Origin of the sequence: Corynebacterium halotolerans (assembly GCF_050107895.1) — a bacterium.
Taxonomy (GTDB): Bacteria; Actinomycetota; Actinomycetes; order Mycobacteriales; family Mycobacteriaceae; genus Corynebacterium; species Corynebacterium halotolerans_B.
This window is the reverse complement of record NZ_JBNILW010000010.1, coordinates 74,100-97,313: the sequence shown is the minus strand read 5'-3', so window position 1 is coordinate 97,313 and position 23,214 is coordinate 74,100. Positions and strand designations below refer to the sequence as shown.

Here is a 23,214-nt window from a genome sequence, read left to right as displayed (position 1 = left end):
GCCGCCACCAACACCGAAAACCCGAAGGATCAGACATGTCGACTCGCAAGATGTTTCAGGCCGTGGACGTCCATTCCGCCGGAATGGTCGGCCGGGTGATCTTCGGACTGGGAATGCGCATCCGCGGGGAGACGATGGCGGACAAGCTCAAGTTCGCCCGGGAGAACCTGGACTGGCTACGCCGTCTGGTGCTGGAGGAGCCCCGGGGCTTTCCGGCCATGTGCTCACCAGTCGTGCTCCCACCGGTCAACCCGGACAGCCACTTCGGTCTGATCGTCATGGAACAGGGCGGGTTCCGGCCGATGTCCGGCTCCAACCTCATGTGTGCTGTGACGGCCGTGGTGGAGACGGGCGCGATCGACGTGACTGCACCCGAGGCCGTCATCCGCGTGGACACCGCCGTCGGCCTGGTGGAGGTGGCCGCCACCATCAGTGCCGGGCGCGTGGTCAATATAACTCTGCGCAATGTGCCGGCCTACGTGGTGGAGCTGGACCACGTCTTTGACCTCCCCGAGTACGGCAAGGTCAAGGCCGACATCGTGTTCGGCGGGCAGTTCTACGTGCAGACCACGGCCGAGGAACTGGGGGTCACCCTGGCGCCCGAGACAACCCGCCAGCTACTGCAGGCCGGCACCGTGCTGCGGGCTGCGGCCACGGAGCAGTTTCCGGTCCAGCACCCCGACAACCCGGACATCAGCGGGATCTCCCTGGGCATGATCCACGGGGCCCCGTTGAGCACCGGGGTGAGCGCCACGCACGCCACGGTCATGCCCACCGGTCCGGTCCGCCTGGACGACCCCACCACCTGGGACGGCATCATCGACCGTTCGCCGTGCGGGACGGGGACGTCGGCACGCCTGGCCGCGATGCACGCCCGTGGCGAGATCGGCGAGGGGCAGCCCTACGTGGCGGAAAGCATCACCGGTGGGCGTTTCACCGGCGAGATCGTGGAGGTCTCCCAGCACGGGACGATTCCCACGGTGACCCCCGCAATCAGTGGCCGGGCCTTCATCACCAGTTTCCAGCAGCTCGTCCTGGAAAGTGACGACCCCTTCCCGGAGGGCTTCCGGCTCGGCGACATCTGGAATGTCTGCTGAACTTCTTCCTGAAAGGACCTGAGAATTAATGGACACCCAACTGCAGTACATCAACGGCGAGCGACGCACCGGCGGCAGTGAGGAGCTGCACCACATCATCAATCCCGCCACCGGCGAGGACGTGGCCACCGGCTACTACGCCAACGTCGAGGACGTCGAGGACGCCGTCCGCGCCGCCCGGGACGCCTTCCCGGGCTGGGCCGGAACCTCACCGGGGGAGCGCAGCGAGATCATGCAGCGCTGGTCCGCGATCCTGGACGCCCGTCAGGCGGAGTTGGCCTCCCTGGAGAGCACCAACGGCGGCAAGGCCGTCAAGCTGGCCACCGGCTTCGACATCCCCGGCGTGGTGGACAACGTGTCCTTCTTCGCCGCTGCGGCCCGCAACCTGGAGGGCAAGGCGCAGGCGGAGTACTCACCGGAGCACACCTCCAGCATCCGCCGCGAGCCGATCGGCGTGGTCGGTTCGATCGCGCCGTGGAACTACCCGCTGCAGATGGCCGCCTGGAAGGTGCTGCCCGCGATCGCAGCCGGCAACACCATCGTGTTCAAGCCCTCCGAGCTGACCCCGCTGACCTCGCTGATCTTCGCGGAGACCGCCACCGAGGCGGGGCTTCCCGACGGCGTGTTCAACGTGGTCACCGGCGAGGGCGCGGATGTGGGCAACGCGATCATCACGCACTCCGAGGTGGACATGGTCTCCTTCACCGGTTCGACCCGGGTGGGCAAGCAGATCGGCGCGGCGGCCGCCGGCACCGTGAAGAAGGTGCACCTGGAGCTGGGCGGTAAGGCCCCCTTCGTGGTCTTCGACGACGCCGACATCGAGGCCGCCGCCCGGGGTGCCGTGGCCGGCAACCTCATCAACGCCGGCCAGGACTGCACCGCCGCGACCCGCGCCTACGTCCACAGCTCAAAGTTCGAGGAGTTCACCGGGCGGGTCAAGGAACTGATGGAGCAGGTCACCATCGGTCCGGTCGATCAGACCGACACGGACCTGGGTTCACTGATCTCCCAGGCCCACCGCGAGAACGTCATCGGCATAGTGGACCGCGCCCGTGAGGCCGGGGCCACCGTGGTCACCGGCGGGAAGATCCCCGATGACTCGCCGGAGGCAGGCGCCTACTACGCCCCGACCCTGATCACCGGTGCCGCCCAGGACTCCGAGATCGTCCAACAGGAGGTCTTCGGCCCGGTGCTGGTGGCCCTGCCCTTCGACACCGACGATGAGGCCCTGAAGCTGGCCAACGACACGCCTTTCGGCCTGGCGGCCTCAGCGTGGACCACCAACGTCTACCGCGCGCAGCGTGCCTCCCGCGAGATCCAGGCCGGATGCGTGTGGATCAACGACCACATCCCGATCATCTCCGAGATGCCCCACGGCGGCTACAAGGCCTCCGGCTTCGGCAAGGACATGTCGCAGTACTCGCTCGATGAGTACACCAACATCAAGCACGTGATCAGCGAGATCGAGCCCACCGCGCACAAGGAATGGCACGACCTCGTGTTCACCATGGACTAGGAGCACCATGCCAGAATCCACTGCACACAAGGTGGCCGTGGTCACCGGGGCCGCCGGCGGCATCGGCCGGGCCATCGCGGGCCAGCTGCAGGCCAGTGGCCACCGGGTCTACGCCCTGGACCGCCAGATCCCGACGGAAGCGGAAGGTCTGGTCCCCGTGACCGTGGATCTCGCGGATCCGGAGGAGTTGCGCCGGACCACCGCCACGATCCTCGAGCGGGAACCGGCCGTCCATGTGCTGGTCAACTGTGCCGGCGTGATGCGGCGCGGGACCGCCACCGAGCTGAGCGCCGCGGACTGGCGACTCAGCTTCCAGGTCAACGTTGACGCCACCGTCCAGATGTGCGCGCAGCTCCTGCCACGTCTGGCGGAGTCCGGCGGCGGGGCGATCATCAACGTCGCCTCCCAGTGGGGGTTGAGTCCGGCCAGCGGACACGCCGCCTACAACGCCTCCAAGGCCGCGGTGGTCGCGTTCACCCGCAGCCTGGCCAAGGACCACGGCCACCAGGGCATCCGGGCCAACTCGGTCTGTCCCGGCGAGATCCTCACCCCGATGGTGCAGCGAAAGCTCGACGAGTCCGGTCGCAGCGAAGCGGACCTGGCCACCGACATCCCGGTGGGTAGGCTGGGGCGCCCCGAGGACGTCGCTGCCCTGGTCACCTTCCTGGCCGGCCCGCAGGCCACCTTCATCAGCGGGGCAGCCATTGAAATCACCGGAGCACAGGAGGTCAGCTGACCATGAGCCAACCATTGGAGAACGTGAAGATCCTGGTCACCGGCGGGGCCACGGGCATCGGGGAGCACATCACCCGGGCCCTGCACCGCGACGGCGCGACCGTGGCCGTCCACTACAACCGCAGCGTCGGCCCGGCTGAGGAACTGGCCGCCGAACTGGGTGAGCGGATCACGGTGATCGGCGCCGACCTCTCGGACACGGCCGCCGTGGAGAAGTTGTGGGGCGAGACCGAGGAAAAGCTCGGTGCCGTCCACGTCCTGGTCAACAACGCCGGTGCCTGGATCGCCTCGCCGGTCCACCCTCTGGAGGCATGGGAGGACGGCTGGTCGGCGAACCTGGCGCTCAACCTGGATGCCCCGGCCAGGCTCTCGCGCCGGGCCATCGAGGCTTTCCGGGAGGCCGGTGGTGGCAGCATCATCTCGGTGACCAGCCGTTCGGCCCACCGTGGCGATGACGCCGAGCACCTGGCTTATGGCGTGGCCAAGGCAGGCCTGCAGAACCTGATGAAGGGCATCGCCCGGGGATTCGGTCGGGACGGGGTGCTGGCCTATTCGGTGGCACCGGGCTGGGTGGACACCGGGTTGGCCGCCGGGCAGGTGGACAAGTCCGAGCTGGATCACCTGCCGTTGCAGGAGGTGACTCCGCCGGAGGAGGTCGCCGAGGTGATCGCCTTCCTGGCTTCCGGGAGGGCCCGTCACCTGACCGGAGCCACGGTGGATGTCACGGGCGCTGATTACGTGCGCTGAGCCAGCTGGCGGCACTGGTCCCGGAGTCTGACTCCGGGACCAGTTTTTTTATGTCCTCATATATACGGGATGTTTTAGGTTCGGCAGCCGCTCGGTCCGCGAAGATCCGGCTGAGGGGGGAGGAGACCTCTTGGCGCCTGGTGGGCTCCGCGGTCCTTCCCACGGGGTCCGGGAGCAGCGACTACCCGGCAAAACCCCGGAGGGGAATCTCTTCCACTCCGGGGTTTCACCGAACGGGCCGGGTCAGGCGCCCACGCTCACCGTCTCCAGGGTGGCGGGCTGGGCGACGTAGCGGTCCAGGTCGTCCAGGGCGGCGTCGATGATGTCCAGGCCGCGGATCAGGTCTTCCTCGCTGATCACCAGCGGGGGAGCCACGTGCACGCGGTTGAAGTGGGTGAAGGGCCACAGACCGGCCTTCTTGCAGGCGGCGGTGAAGCCCACCATCGGCTGGTTGTCCTCGGGCGAGGGGTTGAAGGGGACCAGCGGCTCCCGGGTGGTCTTGTCCTTGACCAGCTCGATGGCCCAGAACAGCCCCAGTCCGCGGACGTCGCCCACGCAGGCGTGCTTCTGTGCCATGGCTTCGAGGCGGGGCCGGACGACGCGCTGGCCCAGGTCCCGGGTGCGTTCCAGGATCTGCTCGTCCTCGAAGACCTTGAAGGTCTCCACGCCTGCCGCGCACGCCAGCGGATGTCCGGAGTAGGTCAGCCCGCCGGGGTAGGGACGGGTGCGGAAGGTGTCGACGATGCTGGAGCTGATCACCACGCCGCCGAGTGGGACGTAGCCGGAGTTGACTCCCTTGGCGAAGGTGATCAGATCCGGGGCGACCTCGAAGTGCTCGACGGCGAAGATCGTGCCGGTGCGGCCGAAACCGGCCATGACCTCGTCGGCGATGTAGAGAATGCCGTACTTGTCGCAGAGCTCGCGCACGCCCGCCAGGTAGCCGGGCGGCGGGACGAGGATGCCGTTGGTGCCCACCACGGTCTCCATGATGATGGCCGCGATGGTGCCGGCACCCTCGAGCACGATCTGGTTCTCCAGGTGCTCCAGGGCCCGCTCGGCCTCCTGCTCCGGGGTCTCGGACCAGAAGGGGGACCGGTAGGCGTAGGGGCCGAGGAAATGGACCACCGAGGAGTCGCTGGGCTCGTTCTGCCAGCGGCGCGGGTCACCGGTCAGGCTGATCGCGGTGGCGGTCGCACCATGGTAGGAGCGGTAGGCGGACATGATCTTCCTGCGGCCGGTGTGCAGCCGGGCCATGCGCACGGCGTGCTCGTTGGCGTCGGCTCCGCCGTTCGTGAAGAAGACGTGGCTCAGATCGCCGGGCGCGGCGTCGGTGATCAGCCGGGCCAGTTCCGAGCGGACGTCATTGGCGAAGGAGGGCTGGATGGTGGCCAGCTTCGCGGCCTGGTCCTGGATGGACTTGACCAGCCGCGGGTGCTGGTGGCCCAGGTTGAGGTTGACCAGCTGGGAGGAGAAGTCCAGGTAGGGGTTGCCGTCGTAGTCGTAGAAGGTCGCCCCCTCCCCGTGGGAGACCGGCAGCGGAGCGATGTTGTCCTGGGCCGACCAGGAGTGGAAGACGTGGGCGCGGTCGGCGGCGGCGATGTGGCGGCCGTCGGCGGCGGTGAAGTTCGACATGGTGCAGCTCCTTCAGGGGTTAGTTGGTGGGGAAGCCGAGTTCGATCTGGGACTCGTCGGGCTGCGGCCAGCGGGAGGTGACCACCTTGCGGCGGGTGTAGAAGTTGAAGGACTCAGGCCCGTACATGTGGGTGTCGCCGAACAGGGAGTCCTTCCAGCCGCCGAAGGAGAAGGCGCCGATCGGGACCGGGATCGGGACGTTGACGCCGACCATGCCGACCTCGATCTCGAACTCGAACTGACGGGCGGCGCGGCCGTCGCGGGTGAAGATGGCGGTGCCGTTGCCGAAAGCGTTGTCGTTGATTAGCTGCACGGCGGCGTCGTAGCTGTCCACGCGGGCCACGGCCAGGACGGGCCCGAAGATCTCCTCGTCGTAGACCGGCATGCCGGGGGTGACGTGGTCGATCAGGCTCGGGCCGGTGAAGAAGCCGTCCTGCGGCACGTCGTAGTCGCGGCCGTCCACGACGATCTTGGCGCCGTGCTCCTCGGCTTCCGCGACGAACTTCACCACGCGGTCGCGGGCGGCTTCAGTGACCAGCGGACCCATCTCGGTCCTGGGGTTGGTGCCGTCACCGACCTTGAGGGGCTGCATCCGCTCCTTGACCTTGTCCACCAGCTCATCGGCGATCTCGCCGACGGCGACAACCACGGAGATCGCCATGCAGCGCTCGCCGGCGGAGCCGAAACCGGCGGACACGGCGGCGTCGGCGGCGGCGTCGAGATCTGCGTCCGGCATGACCACCATGTGGTTCTTCGCCCCGCCGAGAGCCTGGACGCGCTTACCGGCGGCCGCGGCGTTGGTGTAGATCGAGCGGGCGATCGGGGTGGAGCCGACGAAGCTGACGGCCTTGACGCGCGGCTCCTCGAGCACGGCGTCGACGGCCTCCTTGTCACCGTGGACCACGTTCAGCACACCCTTCGGCAGGCCGGCCTCGTGGAAGGCCTCGACGATCCAGTTGACCGCGGACGGGTCCTTCTCGCTGGGCTTCAGGAGGACGGTGTTGCCCGCGACGATCGCGGTGGTGATCATCCACAGCGGCACCATGGCCGGGAAGTTGAAGGGGGTGATGCAGGCGACCACGCCGACGGGCTGGCGCAGCTGCTTGACGTCGACACCGGTGGCGGCCTGCTCCAGGAACTCGCCCTTCATGTGGTGGACCACGCCGGCGCAGAATTCGACGTTTTCCAGCCCGCGGGTGATCTCACCGGCGGCGTCATCGAGTACCTTGCCGTGCTCGGCCGTGATCAGGGCGGCTAGCTCCTGTTTTCGGGAGCTGATGATCTGCTGCAGGCGGAACATCACCGCGGCACGCTTGGCCATGCCCATTGCGCGCCAGGCCGGCAGGGCCTGCTCGGCGGCGTCGACGGCCTCGGTGATCGTGGCCTTGTCGGCGTAGGGCAGCTGGGCGGTGACCCGGCCGGTCGCGGGGTTGTAGACGTGGCCGGTGCGCTTGCTCGCGGTGAGCTTGGTGCCGTTGATGATGTGCGGGACCGTCGGCAGCGTGGTGCGTTCTCCGGCGGTCTCGGTGGCGTTGTTGGTCTGCTGGGTGGTCGTCGACATGCAGTCTCACTCCTAGTGGGGATCAAGCGGTGCGGCCTCGTGCGGGGCGGCGAAGTTGACAGTGTGTGTTTGGCGGCGCGGAGGATTCACTTGTTCTGGATACGGCGTGAACTCACGAAATCCTTCGCCTGTGACCATGGTTACAGCTAAACTTCCGTGGGGGAAGGCACATTGTGTGACAATCTGCGGGCTCGGCCGGACACTCTGTCAACCCGCGGCCGCGCAAGGAGGGGAACATGACCCAGACACTGCCGGCCGGGCCGGATCCTGATGGTGTGGTGCAGACCGGACTGAAGCTGCGGGACGTGCTCGGTCTGCCGGAATTGCTGGACGCCGGCACCGAGCTGGTGGTCGGACACACCAGTCTGGACCGCGGGATCCGTTGGGCGCACGTGGCGGAATCACGTCGGGTGGGGCAGCTGCTGCGCGGCGGCGAGCTGTTGCTGACCACCGGCTCCGGCTGGGGCGCCACTGCGCCACAGCGCCGGGAACAGGTGGCGTCCTTTGCCGCGGCCGGAGCGGCGGCGCTGCTCATTGAACTCGGCCTGACCTGGGAGGAGGTGCCCGAGGAGGTGGTGTCCGAGTGCCGCGCACGGAACCTGCCGTTGCTGATCGCCCACCGCGAGATACGTTTTCTGGCGGTCACGGAGGCCGTGCACCTGAAGATCCTGCAGCGCCAGGTCGAGGAGATCACCATGATGAATTCCGTGGTGGAGACGATGTCGGTCCTGCTCTACAACGGTGCCCCCACCGAGCAGATCGTCATCCAGGCCGGGCGGCTCCTCCAGGCCCCGGTGGTGCTGGAGGATCCCGCCCACGCCGTGGTCTGTTACGCCGAGGGGCACCACCTGCCCTCGCAGCTGCTCGCCGGTTGGCGGGACAAGTCGCGCACCTGGGCCGGCGAGCTCCGATCGGGGGCGGCTGCGGTGAACCCGCAGCAGGTGGCGGACCCGGACGTCGATGCGGTGTCCTGGACGGTCATCGACATCCAGGCCCGGGGGACCGCCCTGGGCCGGCTCTTCTACCGCGGTCAGGCGGACAATGAGCGCATCGCCCACCACATCCTGCGCCACACCGCGATGACCCTGGCCGTGGAGCGGCTCAGTTCGCCGAACCCGCACGCCTGGGCGGAGCTGATCGAGCGCAATGCCGTCCAGCGACTGGTGGGAACCCGCTTCAACACGATGGAGGGCGCCGAGGAGGTCCTCGAGGTCTCCGGTTTCCGCACGCGCGACAGGGTGCTGCTCGGCTGCGAGCTGCTACATGAAACTGCGGTACTGGACCTGCGTGAGGTCCGCGACGCCCTGCGTCCCCGGCTCACAGGGGTGGACCTGCTGCTCAGCCTCGCCCCCGGCGACCCGCGACGGGTGACCTGCGCCCTCTCGCTGGGGCCGGCACGTTCCGAGGGGGACGTGGTCCGGATGGTCGGGGAGCAGCTGCTGCGTACCTTCGGGGGCCGGCTGGTGGCGGCGGTTTCCCGGCCCTGCGGCGGTGCGGTGGAACTGGCGATGGCCCTGCGGCAGCTGCGTGAACTGGGCGGAGTCAGTTTCGGCCCGGCGACATTCCGCGTGATCCCCCTGGCTGAGACCCCCATCGACGAACTGCTCAATGAGCTGCGCGACGACGTCCGGGTGCAGGGTTTCGTGGCCCGCACCCTGGATCCGCTGCTGCGTTTCGACGCCGCGCACGGCACCGACCTGTTCGGGACCCTCCGGGTGGTGCTCGAACACCCCGGTTCCCGCAGTGCGGCCGCGACCAAGCTGCACCTGTCCCGCACGGCCCTCTATGCGCGCATCGACCGCATCGAAAAGCTCCTCCAGGTCGATCTGGGGGAGGGGAGCGTCCAGTTTTCTCTCGCGTTGGCGGTGCGCTCCTACACCCGCGGCTACTGACCCTTGTCCTGCAGCTCACCGCCGTGGGAGCCAGGCAGGACCGGTTGTCCGGGGGCTCCGACCCCGCAGCTGTTTGTCAGACAATTTTCGCAAGACGCTTTTAGATTGTATGACAATCACTTATGCTGATCGCAAAAGTGATGGACGACACATCCGAATCCCCGGTATTGCCTCAGACACGATGGGAACAGTTCGATGGACATATTCGTAGGACTTTCAAACGCCTTGTGGGCGCCGCTGGCCTATGTGGCCCTGGCGATGGGGGTGCTGATCACTGTCGCCACCAAGGGAGTGGTGTTCCGGCGCTTCCCGGACATGATCAAGGGCATTTTTGAGAATAGGTGGGATACGCGAGCGGCACCTCGCCTTTCCAGACGCTGATGCTGACTCTGGCCGGCCGCGTGGGCGTGGGAAACATCGCCGGCGTGGCCGTCGCTGTTTTCTCGGGTGGCCCCGGCGCACTGCTCTGGATGTTCGTGAGCACTCTGCTGGCCACCGGCACCGCCTTCTCCGAGACCGTGCTCGGGCAGGTGTACAAGCGCAAGATCGAGGGTGAGTACCGCGGCGGCGCCCCGTTCTATATCGAGCACGGGCTGAAGAAGCGCTGGATCGGCATGGTCGTCGCGGTGGTGTTCATCGTCGCCTATGTGGTGTTCATCCCCGGAATGCAGGCCAACGCACTGGCGGCCGGTGTGGAGGGCGCCTTCCAGATCCCCGCCTGGATCACCGCACTGGTGCTGGTGGTCGCGCTCGCCGTGATCGCGGTGGGCGGCACCGACCGGATCGTCAAGGTCTGCCAGCTGATCGTTCCGGTGCTGGGCGTGTTCTACATCGGCTTCGCCGTCTACGTCCTGGCCCTGAACTACACCGCCATCTGGGATGTCACCCGCATGGTCTTCGGCGTCGCCTTCGGGTACGACGCCCTCTTCGGTGGCATGGTGGGCACCGCAGTGGCCTGGGGTGTGCGCCGCGCGATGCACTCCACCGGAGTCGGCTTCGGTGAGTCCGTGTTCGGTGCGGCCAGCTCGGCGGTCAGCCACCCGGTCAAGCAGGGTCTGGTGCAGGCGTTCTCCGCCCTGGCCTCGATCCTCATCGCGATGGCCACCGGTGTGATGCTGCTGATCACCTCCTCCTACAACGTCTCCGACGGGGCCGGCGGCTGCGTCGTCCGGCACCTGCCCGGTGTCGAGGAGGGCACGCAGTTCACGCAGTCCGCGATCGACTCGGTGATCAGCGGCTTTGGCCCGGCGTTCATCGCGGTGGCCCTGTTCTTCTTCGCCTTCACCACCCTGGTCAGCTACATCTACATCGTCCAGACCAACCTCGCTTACCTCCGCGATACTGCGAAGGGGCCGTGGATGTGGGCCTGCACGGGGGCCATGCTGTTGTTCATCTTCTACGGTTCGGTGAATTCAGCGGAGAATATCTGGGCGATCGGCGATTTCGCCTACGCGATCATCACCTGGATCAACCTGGCGGTGAATCTGCTCCTGCTGCCGGTGGTGCTGCGCACTCTGCGTGACTACGACCTCCAGAAGAAGGCCGGCCTGGACCCGGTGTTCGACCCGATCCGGGCACGTGTGGACAATGCCGAGTTCTGGGTGCACTTCGCCCGCAGGCAACGCGAGGAAGCGGCGGCGCAGGCCCGGGAAAACGACGGCTCCGCTGAGGAGGAATCCAGAGTGGAGGCCCCCAAGTAGGACGTAGGGGGGAAGACTAGCGGCGCCCGGCCCGCCAGGTGACCACCGTGGCGATCACGAGAATCAGGGCGAGGACCGCGGGCCACACCTTCGGTTCGGGCTGGACCACATTGATGACCGCCTGAATGACGGAGAGCACGGCGAAGAATCCCAGGAATCCGGTAAAGGAGTCCATCTGCAGTTTCCTGCGTCTGTGAGGGGAGGGATCCTGGGGTTCTACGCTACTCATGGTCACCACTCTAGGGGCGGAACCGCGAGGGGTCTAGATGCCGGGTGTCGGGCAGGTAGCGGAAATCGCCCGGATATCAGGGGCGGGAGGGGACAATCTGCCGGTAGCCGCTACCTGCCCGTCACCCGACCTGTCCGCATCACGCCTTGACGCCACCCGCGGTCAGCCCCGAGACGATGCGGCGCTGGAAGATCAGCACCATGATGATGAGTGGCACGGTCACCAGTGCACCGGCCGCCATCACCGCAGCGTAGGGGTATTCGAAGGCGCTCGGTCCGGAGAAACGCGCGATGGCGACGGTGACGGGTTCGGTCGCGGTGGTCGACAGCTGGTTGGCCAGCATGAACTCGTTCCAGGTGGCCACGAACGCCAGGATGGCGGTGGTGAACAGTGCGGGTGCGGCCAGCGGGAGGAGGACGAGGCGGAAGGCCTGCCCGCGGGAGGCGCCGTCCACGCGGGCGGCCTCCTCCAGCTCCCAGGGCAGCTGCCGGAAGAAGGACACCAGCGTGTAGATGGTCAACGGCAGGGCGAACGAGATGTTCGGGATGATCAACGCCTGGTAGGTGCCGATCCAGCCGATGTCACCGAAGAGCTGGAACAGGGGAGTGACCAGGGCGATGCCGGGGAACATCGAGGCCGCCAGGATGATTCCGGTGACCAGTCCCTTGCCGGGGAAGCTCAGGCGCGCCAGGGCATAGGCGGTGAACACGCCGACGACGACTGCGAGGGCGGTCGTCGTCAGACTGATGAGCATGGAGTTGCCGATCGCGGCGAGGAAGTTGTTGCCCTTGTCCGTGGCCAGCGCATCGTAGAAGTTGTCCAGCGTGATGTGGGTGGGCCACGGGGTGGTGTCGAAGGTGTGGGCCGAGTCCCGCAGTGCGGTGACCACCATCCAGTAGAACGGCGCCAGCCCCCAGAACAGGATGAACACCACGCCCGCGTAGTTCAGGATCTGATTCTGCAGCTTCTTGCTCATGACGCCGTGACCTCCTGCTTGACTTCCTTCCGGCTCTTCCGTTCCCCGGCGACCCTGCGCTTTTTGACACCGCGTTGGCCGGAGACGTCCGCCCCGAGGAAGCGGATCATGATGAACGCGACGGCGAAGATCAGCAGGAAGATCAAGGTGGACAACGCCGAGGCGGAGTTGAAGTTGTTCTGCCGCATGTCTTCCACCACCAGCTGGGAGATCACCGCGGTGGGCGAGTTGGAGGAGCTGGAGATCATGATGACCGGCAGGTCGTACATGCGCAGGGCGTCCAGCGTGCGGAAGAGCACCGCCACCATCAACGCCGGTTTCACCAGCGGGAGAGTGATCCTGGTGAACTGCTGCCAGCGTGATGCCCCGTCCACCCGGGCGGCCTCGTAGGTTTCCTTGGGGATCATCTGCAGACCCGCCAGGATCAGCAGGGCCATGAACGGGGTGGTCTTCCAGACGTCCGCCAGAATCACGGCGAAGCGCGCCGCCCAGGGATCCGTGGTCCAGCTGATGTCCAGGCCGAAGAGCTCATTGACGATGCCGCGCGGGGCGAAGATGAACTGCCAGAGCTTCGCGGTGACGGCGGTGGGAATGGCCCAGGGGATCAGGACCGCGGCACGCACCAGGGCCCGGCCGCGGAACTCCTTGTTCATGATCAGAGCCATCGCGGTGCCCAGCACGGTCTCCAGGACCACGGTGACCACGGTGAAGAGCAGGGTGATGCGTACCGCCGGCCAGAAGTCGGTGGCCAGGGTACCCGGCGGGCAGGTGCTGACGGTGCCGTCAGCGCCCATGCAGCGCTGCGTCAGCCAGTAGAGGTAGTTCTCGAAACCGGCGAAGCCGCCGTCCGTGAACAACCCGGTGGTGGGGTCCAGGCCCTTGTCGGCCTGAAAGGACAACCAGATCGCGCGGATGATGGGATAGCCGATCACCACCGCCAGCACGATCATGGCCGGGGCGATCAGCCAGAGGGCGGATCTCGCCTGCCTCAGTCGGGACATGGCTCAGGTGCTCCTTGCTCGTGGGAGAGACTTCACGATGTTACTTGGATCATAGAACCACTGTGAGAGTGCCGGAGCGAACTTGCGCGAATTCGGGTGTAGCGGCCGGGGCCGGTTACCGGTAGAAGCCCTCGCGGAGGTTGATGCCGTACTCCAGCCAGGCCTTCAGCGCAGCCAGCATGCCGGTCCAGCCCATGGAGTTACCGAAGGCGTCCCGCGCACCGGTCTCGGTGGGCTGCCAGCTGCCCTCGGTGATGGTGACCTTGGTGCGGACGTCGTCGTCCACGGGCTCGAATTCGAAAGTGACCGTGGTAGTTACACCCTCGTCGGCGACCGGCCAGGAGATGCTGATCTTCCGGTGGGGGACCGCTTCGAGGACCTGCACCGGAAACGCACCGGGGAAGTCCGCGAAGTCCCACGTGACTTCAGCACCGGTCTCGAGGCGGCCGATGGCGCCACCGGTGGAGAAGTACCTGGACAGTTGCCCGGGATCTGCCACGGCCTCGTAGACCTCCGCGGTGGGACGGGAGATGAAGCCGAAGACGGTGAAGGAGAGTTCGGTGAGGGGAGCCTCAGTGGCGTGTGTCATACCGTCGAAGATAGTTGCATCCGAAACACCCCGCCGCGCCGGAACTCACACTCCGGCCACCACCTCGTCGGCAGTATTGAGGACATCCTCGCCGAGCAGGTGTGCAGCGGCGCGCTCGGCGATCATGATGGTCGGGGCGTTGGTGTTGCCGGTGGTGATCAGCGGCATGATCGAGGCGTCCGCGACGCGCAGACCCCCGAGCCCCTGGACCCGGAAGGTGCGGGGATCAACCACCGCCATCTCGTCCAGCCCCATCTTGCACGTGCCCACCTGGTGGTGATAGGTCACTGCGGTCTCCCGGACGTACTGTTCCAGGTCCGCATCAGAATCGGAGACCTCCGGGCCGGGGTAGACCTCCTCCGGTCCCCATTCGGCGATCGCCTCGGTTCTTCCCAGCTCGCGGCACTGCCGCACCGAGGCAACCAGCGCATCGACGTCCGCCCGGTCCCGCAATGCACCCAGGTCAATGTTGACCGGGTCCCCGGGGTTGGGGCCGCTCAGGGTGATGGAACCGCGGCTGAGGGGCCGGACGATGCCGGCGACCAGGGAGAAGCCGTTCTCCGGCCCAGACATGGAATCCAGGAAGTACATCGGGATGGAGAAGTGGATCGGCTGGGTGTCCGGCACCGCCAGATCCGGCCTGCTCTTCCAGAACAGATGGGTCTCCGCCGCACCCACCTCCGGCTCGGGGACGGGCCTGGCGTGGGTCGTGATGATCACCGGGGACAGCAGGTGGTCATGCAGGTTCTTGCCGACGCCCGGCAGGTCCAGCACGGCGTCCACCCCGGCGTCGCGAAGCTCCTGTGCCGGGCCGATCCCGGAGCGCAGCAGGACCTCCGGGGAACCGATGGCCCCGGCGGTGAGGATGGTTTCCGTGGCGTGCAGGGTCTTGATCTCATCGCCCTGGCGGAATTCGACGCCGGTCACGGTGCCGTCCTCCATCAGGAGCTTCAGCACGTGGGCGTCGGTGTGGATCTCCAGGTTCGGGTGGTCCATCACGGGCTTGAGGTAGGCCTGCCAGGTGTTGAAGCGCTTGCCGTCGCGGACGGTCAGCTGCATCTTGGACACCCCGTCGAGGTCCCCGGAGTTGTAGTCCTCATTGAGTTCGATGCCCATCTCCATGGCGCCGTCAATGATGGAGTCCTGGATCGGATTGCTGGGGAAGTTCTTCACCACGTCGAGCGGGCCGTCCACGCCGCGGTCTCCGGAGGGGTCTCCGTCGTAGCTCTCGATGGCTTTGAACACTGGCAGGACATCCTGCCAGCCCCAGCCGGGGCAGCCCAGGTAGTTCCAGGTGTCATAGTCCTGCTGCGCACCCCGCACCCAGATGGCGGCGTTCAGCGCGTGGGAACCGCCCATGACCTTGCCCCGGGGCAGGTGGAGGCGACGCCCGTTGCAGCCCTCCTGCTCGGTGGTGAAGTAGTCCCAGTCCTCCGGTCCGTGCCAGAGGGCGCCTGCGGCGGCCACGTCCGGGATGATGGGGTTGGTGTCCTGACCGCCGGCTTCGAGGATGGCCACGCGGTGACCGGCGTCGACCAGGCGGCGGGCGATGACATTGCCGGCTGATCCGGCGCCGATGACGAGGTAATCCAGGGGAGCGCTCATGAATCTTCCTTTTAAGTGATGTGGGTGGTCCATTAATCTTCCGGTGCCCTTGATCACATGGTTAGGCATGTGGTGCGCAGGGCTTGGCTGACAGTGCATGGCCGTGTCGTGGGGGGGCTCAACACGATAAAAGCGGGCCACACCAGCTCCAGGTGTGGCCCGCTCATTCACGGCGCGTGGGTGGTTATCCCGCCGAGGCCCCTTCAATGGCGGCCTTCATGTCTGCGGTGGCCTGATCCACGTCCACGTCACCGTTCAGGGCGGCGTAGGCGTTGTCCTGGATGGCCTTGGAGATCGCCGGGTAGAAGGGGGAGACGGGGCGCGGGGCCGCGTTCTCCAGGGACTCCTTCAGGGCCGGCAGGTAGGGGAACTGCTCGACCAGGGACTCGTCGTCGTAGATGGACGAGAGCACCGGCGGGAAGGACGCCTCCGCGAAGGACATCTGGTTTTCCTCGTTGATGACGAACTCGATGAAGTCGCGTGCGGTGGCCTTGTTCTCGGAGTTGATGTTGATGCCGTTGTTGTAGCCGCCCAGGGTGGACACCCCCACGCCGTCCTCGCCGACCAGCGGCTGGACTTCGACGTTGCCGGCCACGGCCGAACCCTCGGCCTCGGCGTTGGTGTACATGTACGGCCAGTTGATGGCGTAGGCGGTGTCCCCCTCGGTGAAGGCCAGGTTGGTCTCCTCCTCGGTGGCTCCCAGTGAGGCCTGGGCGATGGTGCCGTCCTCGAAGCCGTCCACCATGGCCTGGATGCCGGCCTTGGCCTCGTCACTGTCGACGGTGACGTTGCCGTCGTCGTCCATGACCTCGCCGCCCCAGCCCTCGATGAAGCCGATGGTGTTCACGGCCAGTCCCTCGTACTGGCTGAGCTGGGTGGTCAGGCAGTCCACGTTGGCTTCCTCCGCCTGGGTGCAGGAATCCACCAGGGCGGACCAGTTCTCCGGCTCCTCCGGGATGATCTCGGTGTTGCGGAAGAGCAGCTGACCGTTGGTGTTCTGCGGCAGGGCGTAGAGGGTGTCGTTATAGGTGGCGGACTCCACGGTGGCCTCCAGCAGGCCATCGGTCTCCACCTCCAGCTCGTCCTCCAGCGGGGCGAGCCACTGGTTGGCGGCGAAGTCGGCGGTCCAGATGACATCCAGGGCCATGACGTCATAGTCGGCGTTGCCGGCCTGCAGGGACTGGACCAGGGACTCGCGCTGGGCGTCGGCTTCGCCGGCGAGTTCGTGGAGGGTGACCTCCTCGTCGGGGTTCTCCTCGTTCCAGCGGTCGATCACGGGAGTGAGCTTGTCGGTGTCGTTCTTGCCCATGGCGAACGTGATGGGGCCCCGGCCGTCGGCGTTGTCGACGGCCGGGGCGTCACCGCCACCGCCGTTGCCTTCGGAGTCGGAGGAACAGCCGGCCAGGGCGACGGCGGCGAACACAGTGGTGGCGGCGAGGGTTACGCCGGTCTTGCGGGAGAGGAAGGACATGCGCGTCACCTTTCTTGACAACAGATGTCTTCAATCTAATGACTCAGACCACTCTCAAGATTGGAAATGCCTTAAATCACCCCCGGGGGAGGGGTGTCACCGATGGTCGCAGCTCCTGACGCTCACCGGAAACTTCCCGGGTACTCAGGGGCTCTTCCCAGGTACTTCGCGGTCTACTGCGAGGACCGCTTCTTAACGTGAAACCCATGAGAAAGCAGAACGCGCGGAAGCCGCGGACAATCCTTCGCCACACTGCACAACTCTGGCTCGTCACGGGAGCCGCCGCGGGAAGTCTCCTCCTGGCCGGCTGCTCTGCCGGAACCGACACGACCGTCGGCGCCCAGGTGGCCGCCATGACCGCGGCATCGGCCACTGCCGACGCCGCGACCACCGGGGACACCGTCGCCGCCACGGCCACGGCCGCGCAGGAGTTCCTGGGTACCCTGAGTGAGGAGCAGCAGGAACAGGTCAGTTACGCCTATGACGATGAGAACCGCACCACCACCTGGTCCAACTTCCCGGTCACCTTCGTCGAACGCGCCGGTATCAACCTCAACGACCTCAGTGAGCAGCAGCGGGCGGCGGCGATGAAGGTCCTGGAGACACTCCTCAACGAGGACTCCTACGAGATGGTCACCGGGATCATGGGCGGGGACGAGTACCTCAACGAGAACAGCAGCTCCAGCGAGGACTCCCTGGGGCAGTACTACCTCGCCTTCTACGGCGATCCCACGGACACCGGTACCTGGGGTCTCCAGTTCGGTGGCCACCACATCGGCCTCAACGCCACCCTGGACGCAGACGCGATCATTTTCGCGCCGACCCACTTCGGCGTTCAGCCGGCCGAGTACACCGATGAGAACGGCACGACCGTCAAACCCCTGGAACGGATGTACGAGTCCGCCTTCGCCTTCTATGACAGCCTGAGTGGGGAGCAGCAGGAACAGCTCTACCAGGGCGGTGAGGTGCAGAACATGGTGTGCGCGCCGGGTGACACCTGCGATTTCCCGACCGGCACCGGCCTCAAGGGCTCCGACCTGAATGATGGGCAGAAGCAGTTGCTGCTCGAGCTGATCTCCCACTGGGCGGCGCTGGGCGATGAGGAGACCAGCCAGCATGAACTCAGCCAGATCGAGGCCACCCTGGATGACACCTACGTCAACTGGTCCGGAGCCACCACCTACGACACCAGCACCGGGGACGGCATTTACTTCCAGATCAGCGGACCGAAGGCCTACATCGAGTTCGCCAACCAGCAGGGTTCCGCCGGCGCGGACGTGGACGGTGTGGTCACCGCGGGCTGGGGCCACGTCCACACCATCTACCGGGATCCCGGCAGTGACTACGCCGGGGACGCCACCCAGCAGGAAGCGTCCGGCATGAGCGGCGGACCCGGTGGCGGGACGCCGCCGGGGGAGGAACTCTAGCTAGCGCACCCGCGCCTCTCCCACCCGCTGCCCGGTGGCCGGGTCAAAGCGGTGGGCGGTGGCCGGGGCATAGGCGAAGCGCACCGTATCGCCCGGTCGGGGCACGCCGTGTCCACCGAGGCGCGCCACCAGGTGGTGCCCCTCCCAGTCGATGTAGACGTAGCTCTCCGAGCCCAGCTCCTCGACCAGTTCCACTGGGCCGCTGACCTCGCGGTAGCCCGCCGGGGCGTCGCCATCCAGCACCAGCATGTGCTCCGGGCGGACCCCGAGGGTCATGCCGTCGGTGGGGAAGAGGTTCATGGCCGGAGAGCCGATGAAACCGGCGACGAACTCGTTGACGGGGTGGTCGTAGAGTTCGCGCGGCGCGGCGACCTGTTGCAGCAGGCCGTCCTTGAGCACTGCCACACGATCCCCCATGGTCATGGCCTCCACCTGGTCGTGGGTCACGTACATGGTGGTGGTGCCCAGGCGACGCTGCAGGGCGGCGACCTCCGCGCGGGTCTGCACGCGCAGCTTGGCATCGAGGTTGGACAACGGCTCATCCATCAGGAACACCTGCGGGTTGCGCACCAGGGCGCGGCCCATGGCCACGCGCTGGCGCTGACCACCGGACAGGTCCTTCGGCTTGCGGTCCAGGTACTCGGTCAGTCCGAGGAGGTCGGCGGCCTCGCGGACCTTGGCGTCGATCTCCTGCTTGGGCAGCTTGGCCAGCTTCAGGGCGAAACCCATGTTCTTGGCCACGGACATGTGGGGGTAGAGCGCGTAGTTCTGGAAGACCATGGCGATATCCCGGTCCGCCGGCTCCTGCCCGGTCACGTCCGTACCTCCGATGCGGATCTGCCCGGACTCCACGTCCTCCAGCCCCGCCAGTGCCCGCAGGGTGGTCGACTTGCCGCAGCCGGAGGGGCCGACGAGCACCAGGAACTCGCCGTCGGCGATCTCCAGATCCAGTTCGTGGACGGTTGGTCGCTCGGCACCCGGGTAGCGGATGGTGACCTGATCAAATGTGACCGTTGCCATGGTTGTTAAAACTACCAGCCGGCAACCACCCGCGGCTGCTAATTGACGTCCCGTTCACCCCGGTCCGGTTACCCCTCCCCGCGGCCCAGCGGCGGGACCATGGCGTCACTGAGCAGATGGGGATACTCCCCAATTTCAGATTGCTTCGTCATCACCGGGAAAGAGTTATTCAGGTGAAGATGGGGCAATTGATGGAACCCTGATGATCCTGATCTGCAGCGATGCTTCCCTGGTCAGGTCTCCGGTCTGCCTTCCGCCTGTGCCCAATGTTCGAGAACGAGGCGGGCGAGTTCCGCCGGCTGTTCGAGCGGGACAAGCGTGCTCGCCCCGGAAATGACGGCGACTTTCGTCTCCGGGATCAGGGATCCCGCCGCTTGTGCAGAGTGCGGGGCCATTCACCGCGCTGATCGGAGGCGACAAGCAGGGTGGGCACACAAATATCGCTGAGTTCACCGCGCACGTCAGGTCGAGGCAAAACGAAGGACCGGGTTGCATTCGCCATGCTACGCCGAGTGGGAGCCAAGAATCCAGTACGGAAGATCTCCCAGATTTCGGGGTTCTGCGCGGACTCCGGGGTGAGCATCTTCGCGCTGAGGGGCTGAAGAATCGGCTTGCGGCCGAGCAACGCCATGAGGGGAAGCAATGACTTCGTCTGGCGGATGATGTGGCGCGGATTCGGTTCCGGCGGAGCACTCACGGCGACAAGACTGCGCAGCAGGCCTGGATCGCGTGCGAGTTTATAGCCGATATGGCCACCGAAGGCATTACCGACGAAATCGACCGGCTCGTCGATCTCAAGGGCAAGGAATGCGTCGCGTACTGCGTCAACGACCTCAGTGATTGAGGTCAAGCGCCTCAGCGGGTCGCTCCCACCTAGACCGGGCCCATCGATGAGCACAAGGCGCCGTGCTTCGGTCAAGTAGGGGATCAGCGGGTCGAAAGTGTGCGTGTCGACGAACATCGAAGGCATCAGTACCGCAGTCTGGCCGCCTGCAGTCTGGTCGATGGTCCGGACGAAGAGGTGGCCGAGGCGCGTCGGTACGCGCCGGGTTGATTCGCCTGCGGCGGCATCCATGGTCTCAGCGTAGCTCGTGGCAGCACACGGTGGTAGAGCGAAGTCCTGGTCTCCCAGCGGGGGGGACCAGGGACATCAATCGTCGAGGCCATGGGCCGTCAGCTCCAGCGGGTGGGAGTCTGTCCCGACAGCTCGCGCTGCCGGGGAGGGGATCCAGCAGAAAAATCCCGGAAAAGGTGCGCGGCAGGGAGTGCAACCTTTACACTGGTGCAAGTATCATTCGAAATTCGAAGGAAATGGTCGGGTTAATTCCCGGCGGCCGGTATGTGCTCTTAATCTACGCGGCCGCAGCCACCTTTTTCCGGTTTCCCACCCCTGAGGACATCACGTGCTGCACCCTGCCCACCCCCGCCGAATCAGCGTCGTCATCCCCTGCCTCGATGATGCCGTCCTGCTGCGCCGGTGCCTGACCTCGCTCAACGCGCAGGAGCTGCCGCCCGACGAGGTCATCGTCGTGGACAACGGCTCCACCGACGACTCCGCCGATGTCGCCCGCGCCCACGGGGCGAGGGTGCTCACGGAACCACGCCGGGGCATCACATGGGCGACGCGCACGGGCTTCGACGCGGCCACCGGCGACGTCCTGCTGCGCACCGACGCCGACGTCGACCTGCCCCCGGACTTCATCGCCCGCACGCACGCCGCCTGGGACGCGGCAGAGGCGTCACTGGGGCGTCGGGTGGTGGGCGTGACCGGCACCGCCCGATTTGAGCTGCCGGGCCGGGCCGGGGATCTCGCGGCGGCCCTCTACCTGGGGGCCTACCGCCGCTCGGTCGGCTCCGCTCTCGGCCACTGCCCGCTCTTCGGCACGAACTACTCCATCAGGGCGGACTGGTGGCGGGAGATCCGCGGCACGGTGGACTCCGCGGACACCTACGCCCACGAGGACATGCAGATCTCCTTTGCCGTGCGCCCCGAGGAAACGGTGTGGCTGCAGCGGGACCTGGCGGTGCTCACGGACCCGCGCCCGCTCTACGGCGCCCGCCAGGTGGCGGTGCGTTTCCACCGCGGCCTGCACACGGTGCTGCGCGGCTGGCGGGAGCACCCACCGCACCGTCGCCTGGCCAGTCGCGGACTACTGGGAGAACGACTCCGGGAGGTGCTGGGACGATGACCACCGACCTCGACCGTCGTGTCGACGCCTCGCTGGAGGTGCTCGCACAATTCCTGCACCGCGGCCGTTCCTCCGCAGACGTCGGCTCGCGCCTGCTGACCCTGACCCACGAGGGCGTGGCCACCGCGGCCCTGGGCGGCAAGCACCTGCGCTCCCGCCTGGTGCATGTCTCCTCCGGTGAGGTCAGCGGAAGCAGGTTGCACGCCGCCACCGTCTTCGGTGCCTGCGTGGACCTGCTGCACGGAGCCTTCCTCATCCACGATGACATCATCGACCGCGACGACCTCCGCCGCGGTCTGCCCACCGTCCACGCCGCCGTGCGGGAAGAGTTCGCCGACGCCCATCTGGGCACGTCAGTGGCGATCGTCGCCGGTGACCTCGGCATCACCGGTGCCCTGCGGCTGCTGGTGGACTCGGACCTGGAGGACCCCCTGGTGCGCCGGAGCATGCGGCTGCTGACCGCCGCGGCCCAGGAGACGATCATCGGCGAAACCCTAGACATCGCCCATGCGGCGGCGGGGGAGACCGACCTGGACCGGGTGCGGCTGAGCAACCGCCTCAAGACCAGCGAATACAGCTTCGCCACCCCGCTCAAGCTCGGCGCGCTCGCCGCCGGGAGGGACCCGGAACCGATGACACCGATCGCCCACGCGCTCGGCCACGCCTACCAGGCGGCCGACGACATCGCCGGAGCCATCGGCCACAGCGCCGACACCGGCAAACAGGCCGCGGGGGACGTCATCCATGGCCGGGCCACCCTGGTGACCACCCGCCTGGGCCGGGAATCGCAGCTGGAGCGGGTCATCAGCGACGTCGTGGCAGAAGGGACGGCGCAGCTGACCGAGGCCCGCCGACTCATCGAGGCCACGGAGCTGACCGCCTGCATCCGCGCGGGCCTGCACGACATCACCGACGACATCGAGGGGAGGCTGCAGGCGCATGCCTGAACCGGAATCCGGGCACTTCCTCGCCCGCTACGACCGCATGGCCGTCCATGCCGCCCACGAGGTCATCGCGACCTATTCGACGAGCTTCTCCCTGGCCACCCGCCTGCTGGACAAACGCGTGCGCACAGACATCCGCAACCTCTACGCCATGGTGCGCATCGCCGACGAGATCGTCGACGGCACCGCGGCCGCCGCCGGATGCACCCCCGCTGAAACCGCCGCGGCCCTCGACGGATATGAAAAAGCCGTGCTCGCCGCCCCGCAGCAGCGCTTCCACGTCGACCCGGTGCTGCACGCCTACGCGGGCAGCGCGCGGCGCTGCGGTTTCGACCCCGGGCACATCCGCGCGTTCTTCGCCTCCATGCGCCGCGACCTGACCCAGTCCACCCACGACCCCCGCAGCTTCGACGCCTATGTCCACGGCTCCGCCGAGGTGATCGGGCTGCTGTGCCTTTCCGCCTTCCTGATCGACCACCCCGTCACGCAGGAGGAGCGCGCCCGGATGGAGAACGGGGCGCGCTCCCTGGGGGCTGCGTTCCAGAAGATCAACTTCCTCCGCGACCTTGGCGAGGACCGCGACACCCTGGGACGTTCCTACTTCCCGGGTCTCGCCGAAAACTGCCTCACGGACGGGGACAAGGCGGAACTCATCGCAGACATCCGCACCGACCTCGCCGACGCCCGGGAGGTCATCCCACTGCTGCCGGGCTCCGCGCGCGCCGGGGTGCTGGCGGCCACGGCACTGTTCACCGAGCTGACCGACCGGATCGCCGAACTACCCGCGGCCGAGCTGGCCTATCGCCGGGTGAGTGTGCCGCGCCGCACGAAGCTGCGCATACTGGCCGGAGCAGTGATGCACCACAGGAAAGGGAAGTAGATC

The 23,214-nt window shown here is 66.9% G+C and carries 20 protein-coding genes; 10 read left to right on the top strand and 10 right to left on the bottom strand.

Annotated elements, in window-relative coordinates; translation table 11 throughout:
* The first annotated feature begins 35 nt into the window (after positions 1-35).
* The 4 genes from ACQCVD_RS10945 to ACQCVD_RS10930 are packed head-to-tail and all read left to right on the top strand — an operon-like array spanning position 36 to position 4,095.
* The gene (locus tag ACQCVD_RS10945) at positions 36-1,097 is read left to right on the top strand and encodes a proline racemase family protein (RefSeq protein ID WP_426823796.1); all 1,062 of its coding nucleotides are present in this window, start codon (positions 36-38) and stop codon (positions 1,095-1,097) included.
* Between the two features lie 28 nt (positions 1,098-1,125).
* Complete coding sequence (locus ACQCVD_RS10940; RefSeq protein ID WP_426823795.1) at positions 1,126-2,613, top strand: gamma-aminobutyraldehyde dehydrogenase; 1,488 nt, start codon at positions 1,126-1,128, stop codon at positions 2,611-2,613.
* A 7-nt stretch (positions 2,614-2,620) separates the two neighbouring features.
* Positions 2,621-3,349: an SDR family NAD(P)-dependent oxidoreductase gene (locus ACQCVD_RS10935; RefSeq protein ID WP_426823794.1), complete on the top strand. Its 729-nt coding sequence runs from the start codon at positions 2,621-2,623 to the stop codon at positions 3,347-3,349.
* A 2-nt stretch (positions 3,350-3,351) separates the two neighbouring features.
* Complete coding sequence (locus ACQCVD_RS10930) at positions 3,352-4,095, top strand: SDR family NAD(P)-dependent oxidoreductase (RefSeq protein WP_426823793.1); 744 nt, start codon at positions 3,352-3,354, stop codon at positions 4,093-4,095.
* 243 nt (positions 4,096-4,338) lie between these two features.
* Here the strand turns inward: ACQCVD_RS10930 and ACQCVD_RS10925 are convergent, their stop codons facing one another.
* Both ACQCVD_RS10925 and ACQCVD_RS10920 read right to left on the bottom strand, forming a co-directional pair.
* Positions 4,339-5,727 carry an aspartate aminotransferase family protein gene (locus ACQCVD_RS10925; protein WP_426823792.1) on the bottom strand — a complete coding sequence of 463 codons (1,389 nt, stop codon included), beginning with the start codon at positions 5,725-5,727 and terminating at the stop codon, positions 4,339-4,341.
* 19 nt (positions 5,728-5,746) lie between these two features.
* Positions 5,747-7,288 (bottom strand): CoA-acylating methylmalonate-semialdehyde dehydrogenase, encoded by a 1,542-nt coding sequence (locus ACQCVD_RS10920; protein ID WP_426823791.1) that lies wholly within the window; start codon positions 7,286-7,288, stop codon positions 5,747-5,749.
* Between the two features lie 236 nt (positions 7,289-7,524).
* Between ACQCVD_RS10920 and ACQCVD_RS10915 the strand changes: the two genes are divergently transcribed.
* A complete protein-coding gene (locus tag ACQCVD_RS10915; RefSeq protein WP_426823790.1) occupies positions 7,525-9,180 on the top strand; it encodes a PucR family transcriptional regulator in 1,656 nt (551 codons plus the stop codon).
* A gap of 341 nt (positions 9,181-9,521) precedes the next feature.
* Complete coding sequence (locus tag ACQCVD_RS10910) at positions 9,522-10,880, top strand: alanine/glycine:cation symporter family protein (protein WP_426823789.1); 1,359 nt, start codon at positions 9,522-9,524, stop codon at positions 10,878-10,880.
* A 16-nt stretch (positions 10,881-10,896) separates the two neighbouring features.
* On the opposite strand, the gene ACQCVD_RS10905 is transcribed toward ACQCVD_RS10910, so the two are convergent.
* From ACQCVD_RS10905 to ACQCVD_RS10880, 6 genes are all read right to left on the bottom strand, one after another.
* Entirely contained in the window at positions 10,897-11,109 is a 213-nt protein-coding gene (locus ACQCVD_RS10905; protein WP_426823788.1) for a hypothetical protein, read from the bottom strand.
* A 139-nt stretch (positions 11,110-11,248) separates the two neighbouring features.
* Entirely contained in the window at positions 11,249-12,085 is an 837-nt protein-coding gene (locus ACQCVD_RS10900) for a carbohydrate ABC transporter permease (protein WP_426823787.1), read from the bottom strand.
* Positions 12,082-13,086 (bottom strand): carbohydrate ABC transporter permease, encoded by a 1,005-nt coding sequence (locus ACQCVD_RS10895; protein WP_426823786.1) that lies wholly within the window; start codon positions 13,084-13,086, stop codon positions 12,082-12,084. Before ACQCVD_RS10895 ends, ACQCVD_RS10900 begins: the two co-directional genes overlap by 4 nt.
* A gap of 115 nt (positions 13,087-13,201) precedes the next feature.
* Positions 13,202-13,675, bottom strand: coding sequence for an SRPBCC domain-containing protein (locus ACQCVD_RS10890; protein WP_426823785.1), 474 nt, complete (start codon positions 13,673-13,675; stop codon positions 13,202-13,204).
* Positions 13,676-13,720: 45 nt separating this feature from the next.
* Positions 13,721-15,280: a GMC family oxidoreductase gene (locus tag ACQCVD_RS10885; protein ID WP_426823784.1), complete on the bottom strand. Its 1,560-nt coding sequence runs from the start codon at positions 15,278-15,280 to the stop codon at positions 13,721-13,723.
* Between the two features lie 184 nt (positions 15,281-15,464).
* On the bottom strand, positions 15,465-16,751 hold the full coding sequence (locus ACQCVD_RS10880; protein ID WP_426823783.1) for an ABC transporter substrate-binding protein: 1,287 nt from the start codon (positions 16,749-16,751) through the stop codon (positions 15,465-15,467).
* 206 nt (positions 16,752-16,957) lie between these two features.
* Here ACQCVD_RS10880 and ACQCVD_RS10875 point away from each other — a divergent pair, with 206 nt between their 5' ends.
* Positions 16,958-18,178, top strand: coding sequence for a DUF3500 domain-containing protein (locus ACQCVD_RS10875; protein ID WP_426823782.1), 1,221 nt, complete (start codon positions 16,958-16,960; stop codon positions 18,176-18,178).
* Here the strand turns inward: ACQCVD_RS10875 and ACQCVD_RS10870 are convergent, their stop codons facing one another.
* Positions 18,179-19,198 (bottom strand): ABC transporter ATP-binding protein, encoded by a 1,020-nt coding sequence (locus tag ACQCVD_RS10870; RefSeq protein ID WP_426823781.1) that lies wholly within the window; start codon positions 19,196-19,198, stop codon positions 18,179-18,181.
* A 358-nt stretch (positions 19,199-19,556) separates the two neighbouring features.
* Complete coding sequence (locus ACQCVD_RS10865; protein WP_426823780.1) at positions 19,557-20,273, bottom strand: alpha/beta fold hydrolase; 717 nt, start codon at positions 20,271-20,273, stop codon at positions 19,557-19,559.
* A 328-nt stretch (positions 20,274-20,601) separates the two neighbouring features.
* Here ACQCVD_RS10865 and ACQCVD_RS10860 point away from each other — a divergent pair, with 328 nt between their 5' ends.
* Genes ACQCVD_RS10860 through ACQCVD_RS10850 form a run of 3 tightly spaced genes read left to right on the top strand, consistent with a single transcriptional unit; the run spans position 20,602 to position 23,211 of the window.
* Complete coding sequence (locus ACQCVD_RS10860; protein ID WP_426823779.1) at positions 20,602-21,387, top strand: glycosyltransferase family 2 protein; 786 nt, start codon at positions 20,602-20,604, stop codon at positions 21,385-21,387.
* Positions 21,384-22,334: a polyprenyl synthetase family protein gene (locus ACQCVD_RS10855; RefSeq protein ID WP_426823778.1), complete on the top strand. Its 951-nt coding sequence runs from the start codon at positions 21,384-21,386 to the stop codon at positions 22,332-22,334. The genes ACQCVD_RS10860 and ACQCVD_RS10855 overlap by 4 nt, the downstream gene beginning before the upstream one ends.
* A complete protein-coding gene (locus ACQCVD_RS10850; RefSeq protein WP_426823777.1) occupies positions 22,327-23,211 on the top strand; it encodes a phytoene/squalene synthase family protein in 885 nt (294 codons plus the stop codon). The genes ACQCVD_RS10855 and ACQCVD_RS10850 overlap by 8 nt, the downstream gene beginning before the upstream one ends.
* Positions 23,212-23,214 lie beyond the last annotated feature (3 nt).

Bases quoted from the DNA above. Each gene is read 5' to 3' on its own strand.
- ACQCVD_RS10875 (WP_426823782.1), top strand. From the start codon at position 16,958: ATGAGAAAGCAGAACGCGCGGAAGCCGCGGACAATCCTTCGCCACACT.
- ACQCVD_RS10930 (WP_426823793.1), top strand. From the start codon at position 3,352: ATGAGCCAACCATTGGAGAACGTGAAGATCCTGGTCACCGGCGGGGCC.
- ACQCVD_RS10850 (WP_426823777.1), top strand. From the start codon at position 22,327: ATGCCTGAACCGGAATCCGGGCACTTCCTCGCCCGCTACGACCGCATG.
- ACQCVD_RS10945 (WP_426823796.1), top strand. From the start codon at position 36: ATGTCGACTCGCAAGATGTTTCAGGCCGTGGACGTCCATTCCGCCGGA.
- ACQCVD_RS10895 (WP_426823786.1), bottom strand. From the start codon at position 13,086: ATGTCCCGACTGAGGCAGGCGAGATCCGCCCTCTGGCTGATCGCCCCG.
- ACQCVD_RS10925 (WP_426823792.1), bottom strand. From the start codon at position 5,727: ATGTCGAACTTCACCGCCGCCGACGGCCGCCACATCGCCGCCGCCGAC.
- ACQCVD_RS10865 (WP_426823780.1), bottom strand. From the start codon at position 20,273: ATGGATGCCGCCGCAGGCGAATCAACCCGGCGCGTACCGACGCGCCTC.
- ACQCVD_RS10940 (WP_426823795.1), top strand. From the start codon at position 1,126: ATGGACACCCAACTGCAGTACATCAACGGCGAGCGACGCACCGGCGGC.
- ACQCVD_RS10885 (WP_426823784.1), bottom strand. From the start codon at position 15,280: ATGAGCGCTCCCCTGGATTACCTCGTCATCGGCGCCGGATCAGCCGGC.
- ACQCVD_RS10855 (WP_426823778.1), top strand. From the start codon at position 21,384: ATGACCACCGACCTCGACCGTCGTGTCGACGCCTCGCTGGAGGTGCTC.
- ACQCVD_RS10890 (WP_426823785.1), bottom strand. From the start codon at position 13,675: ATGACACACGCCACTGAGGCTCCCCTCACCGAACTCTCCTTCACCGTC.
- ACQCVD_RS10915 (WP_426823790.1), top strand. From the start codon at position 7,525: ATGACCCAGACACTGCCGGCCGGGCCGGATCCTGATGGTGTGGTGCAG.
- ACQCVD_RS10900 (WP_426823787.1), bottom strand. From the start codon at position 12,085: ATGAGCAAGAAGCTGCAGAATCAGATCCTGAACTACGCGGGCGTGGTG.
- ACQCVD_RS10935 (WP_426823794.1), top strand. From the start codon at position 2,621: ATGCCAGAATCCACTGCACACAAGGTGGCCGTGGTCACCGGGGCCGCC.
- ACQCVD_RS10905 (WP_426823788.1), bottom strand. From the start codon at position 11,109: ATGAGTAGCGTAGAACCCCAGGATCCCTCCCCTCACAGACGCAGGAAA.
- ACQCVD_RS10920 (WP_426823791.1), bottom strand. From the start codon at position 7,288: ATGTCGACGACCACCCAGCAGACCAACAACGCCACCGAGACCGCCGGA.
- ACQCVD_RS10870 (WP_426823781.1), bottom strand. From the start codon at position 19,198: ATGGCAACGGTCACATTTGATCAGGTCACCATCCGCTACCCGGGTGCC.
- ACQCVD_RS10880 (WP_426823783.1), bottom strand. From the start codon at position 16,751: ATGTCCTTCCTCTCCCGCAAGACCGGCGTAACCCTCGCCGCCACCACT.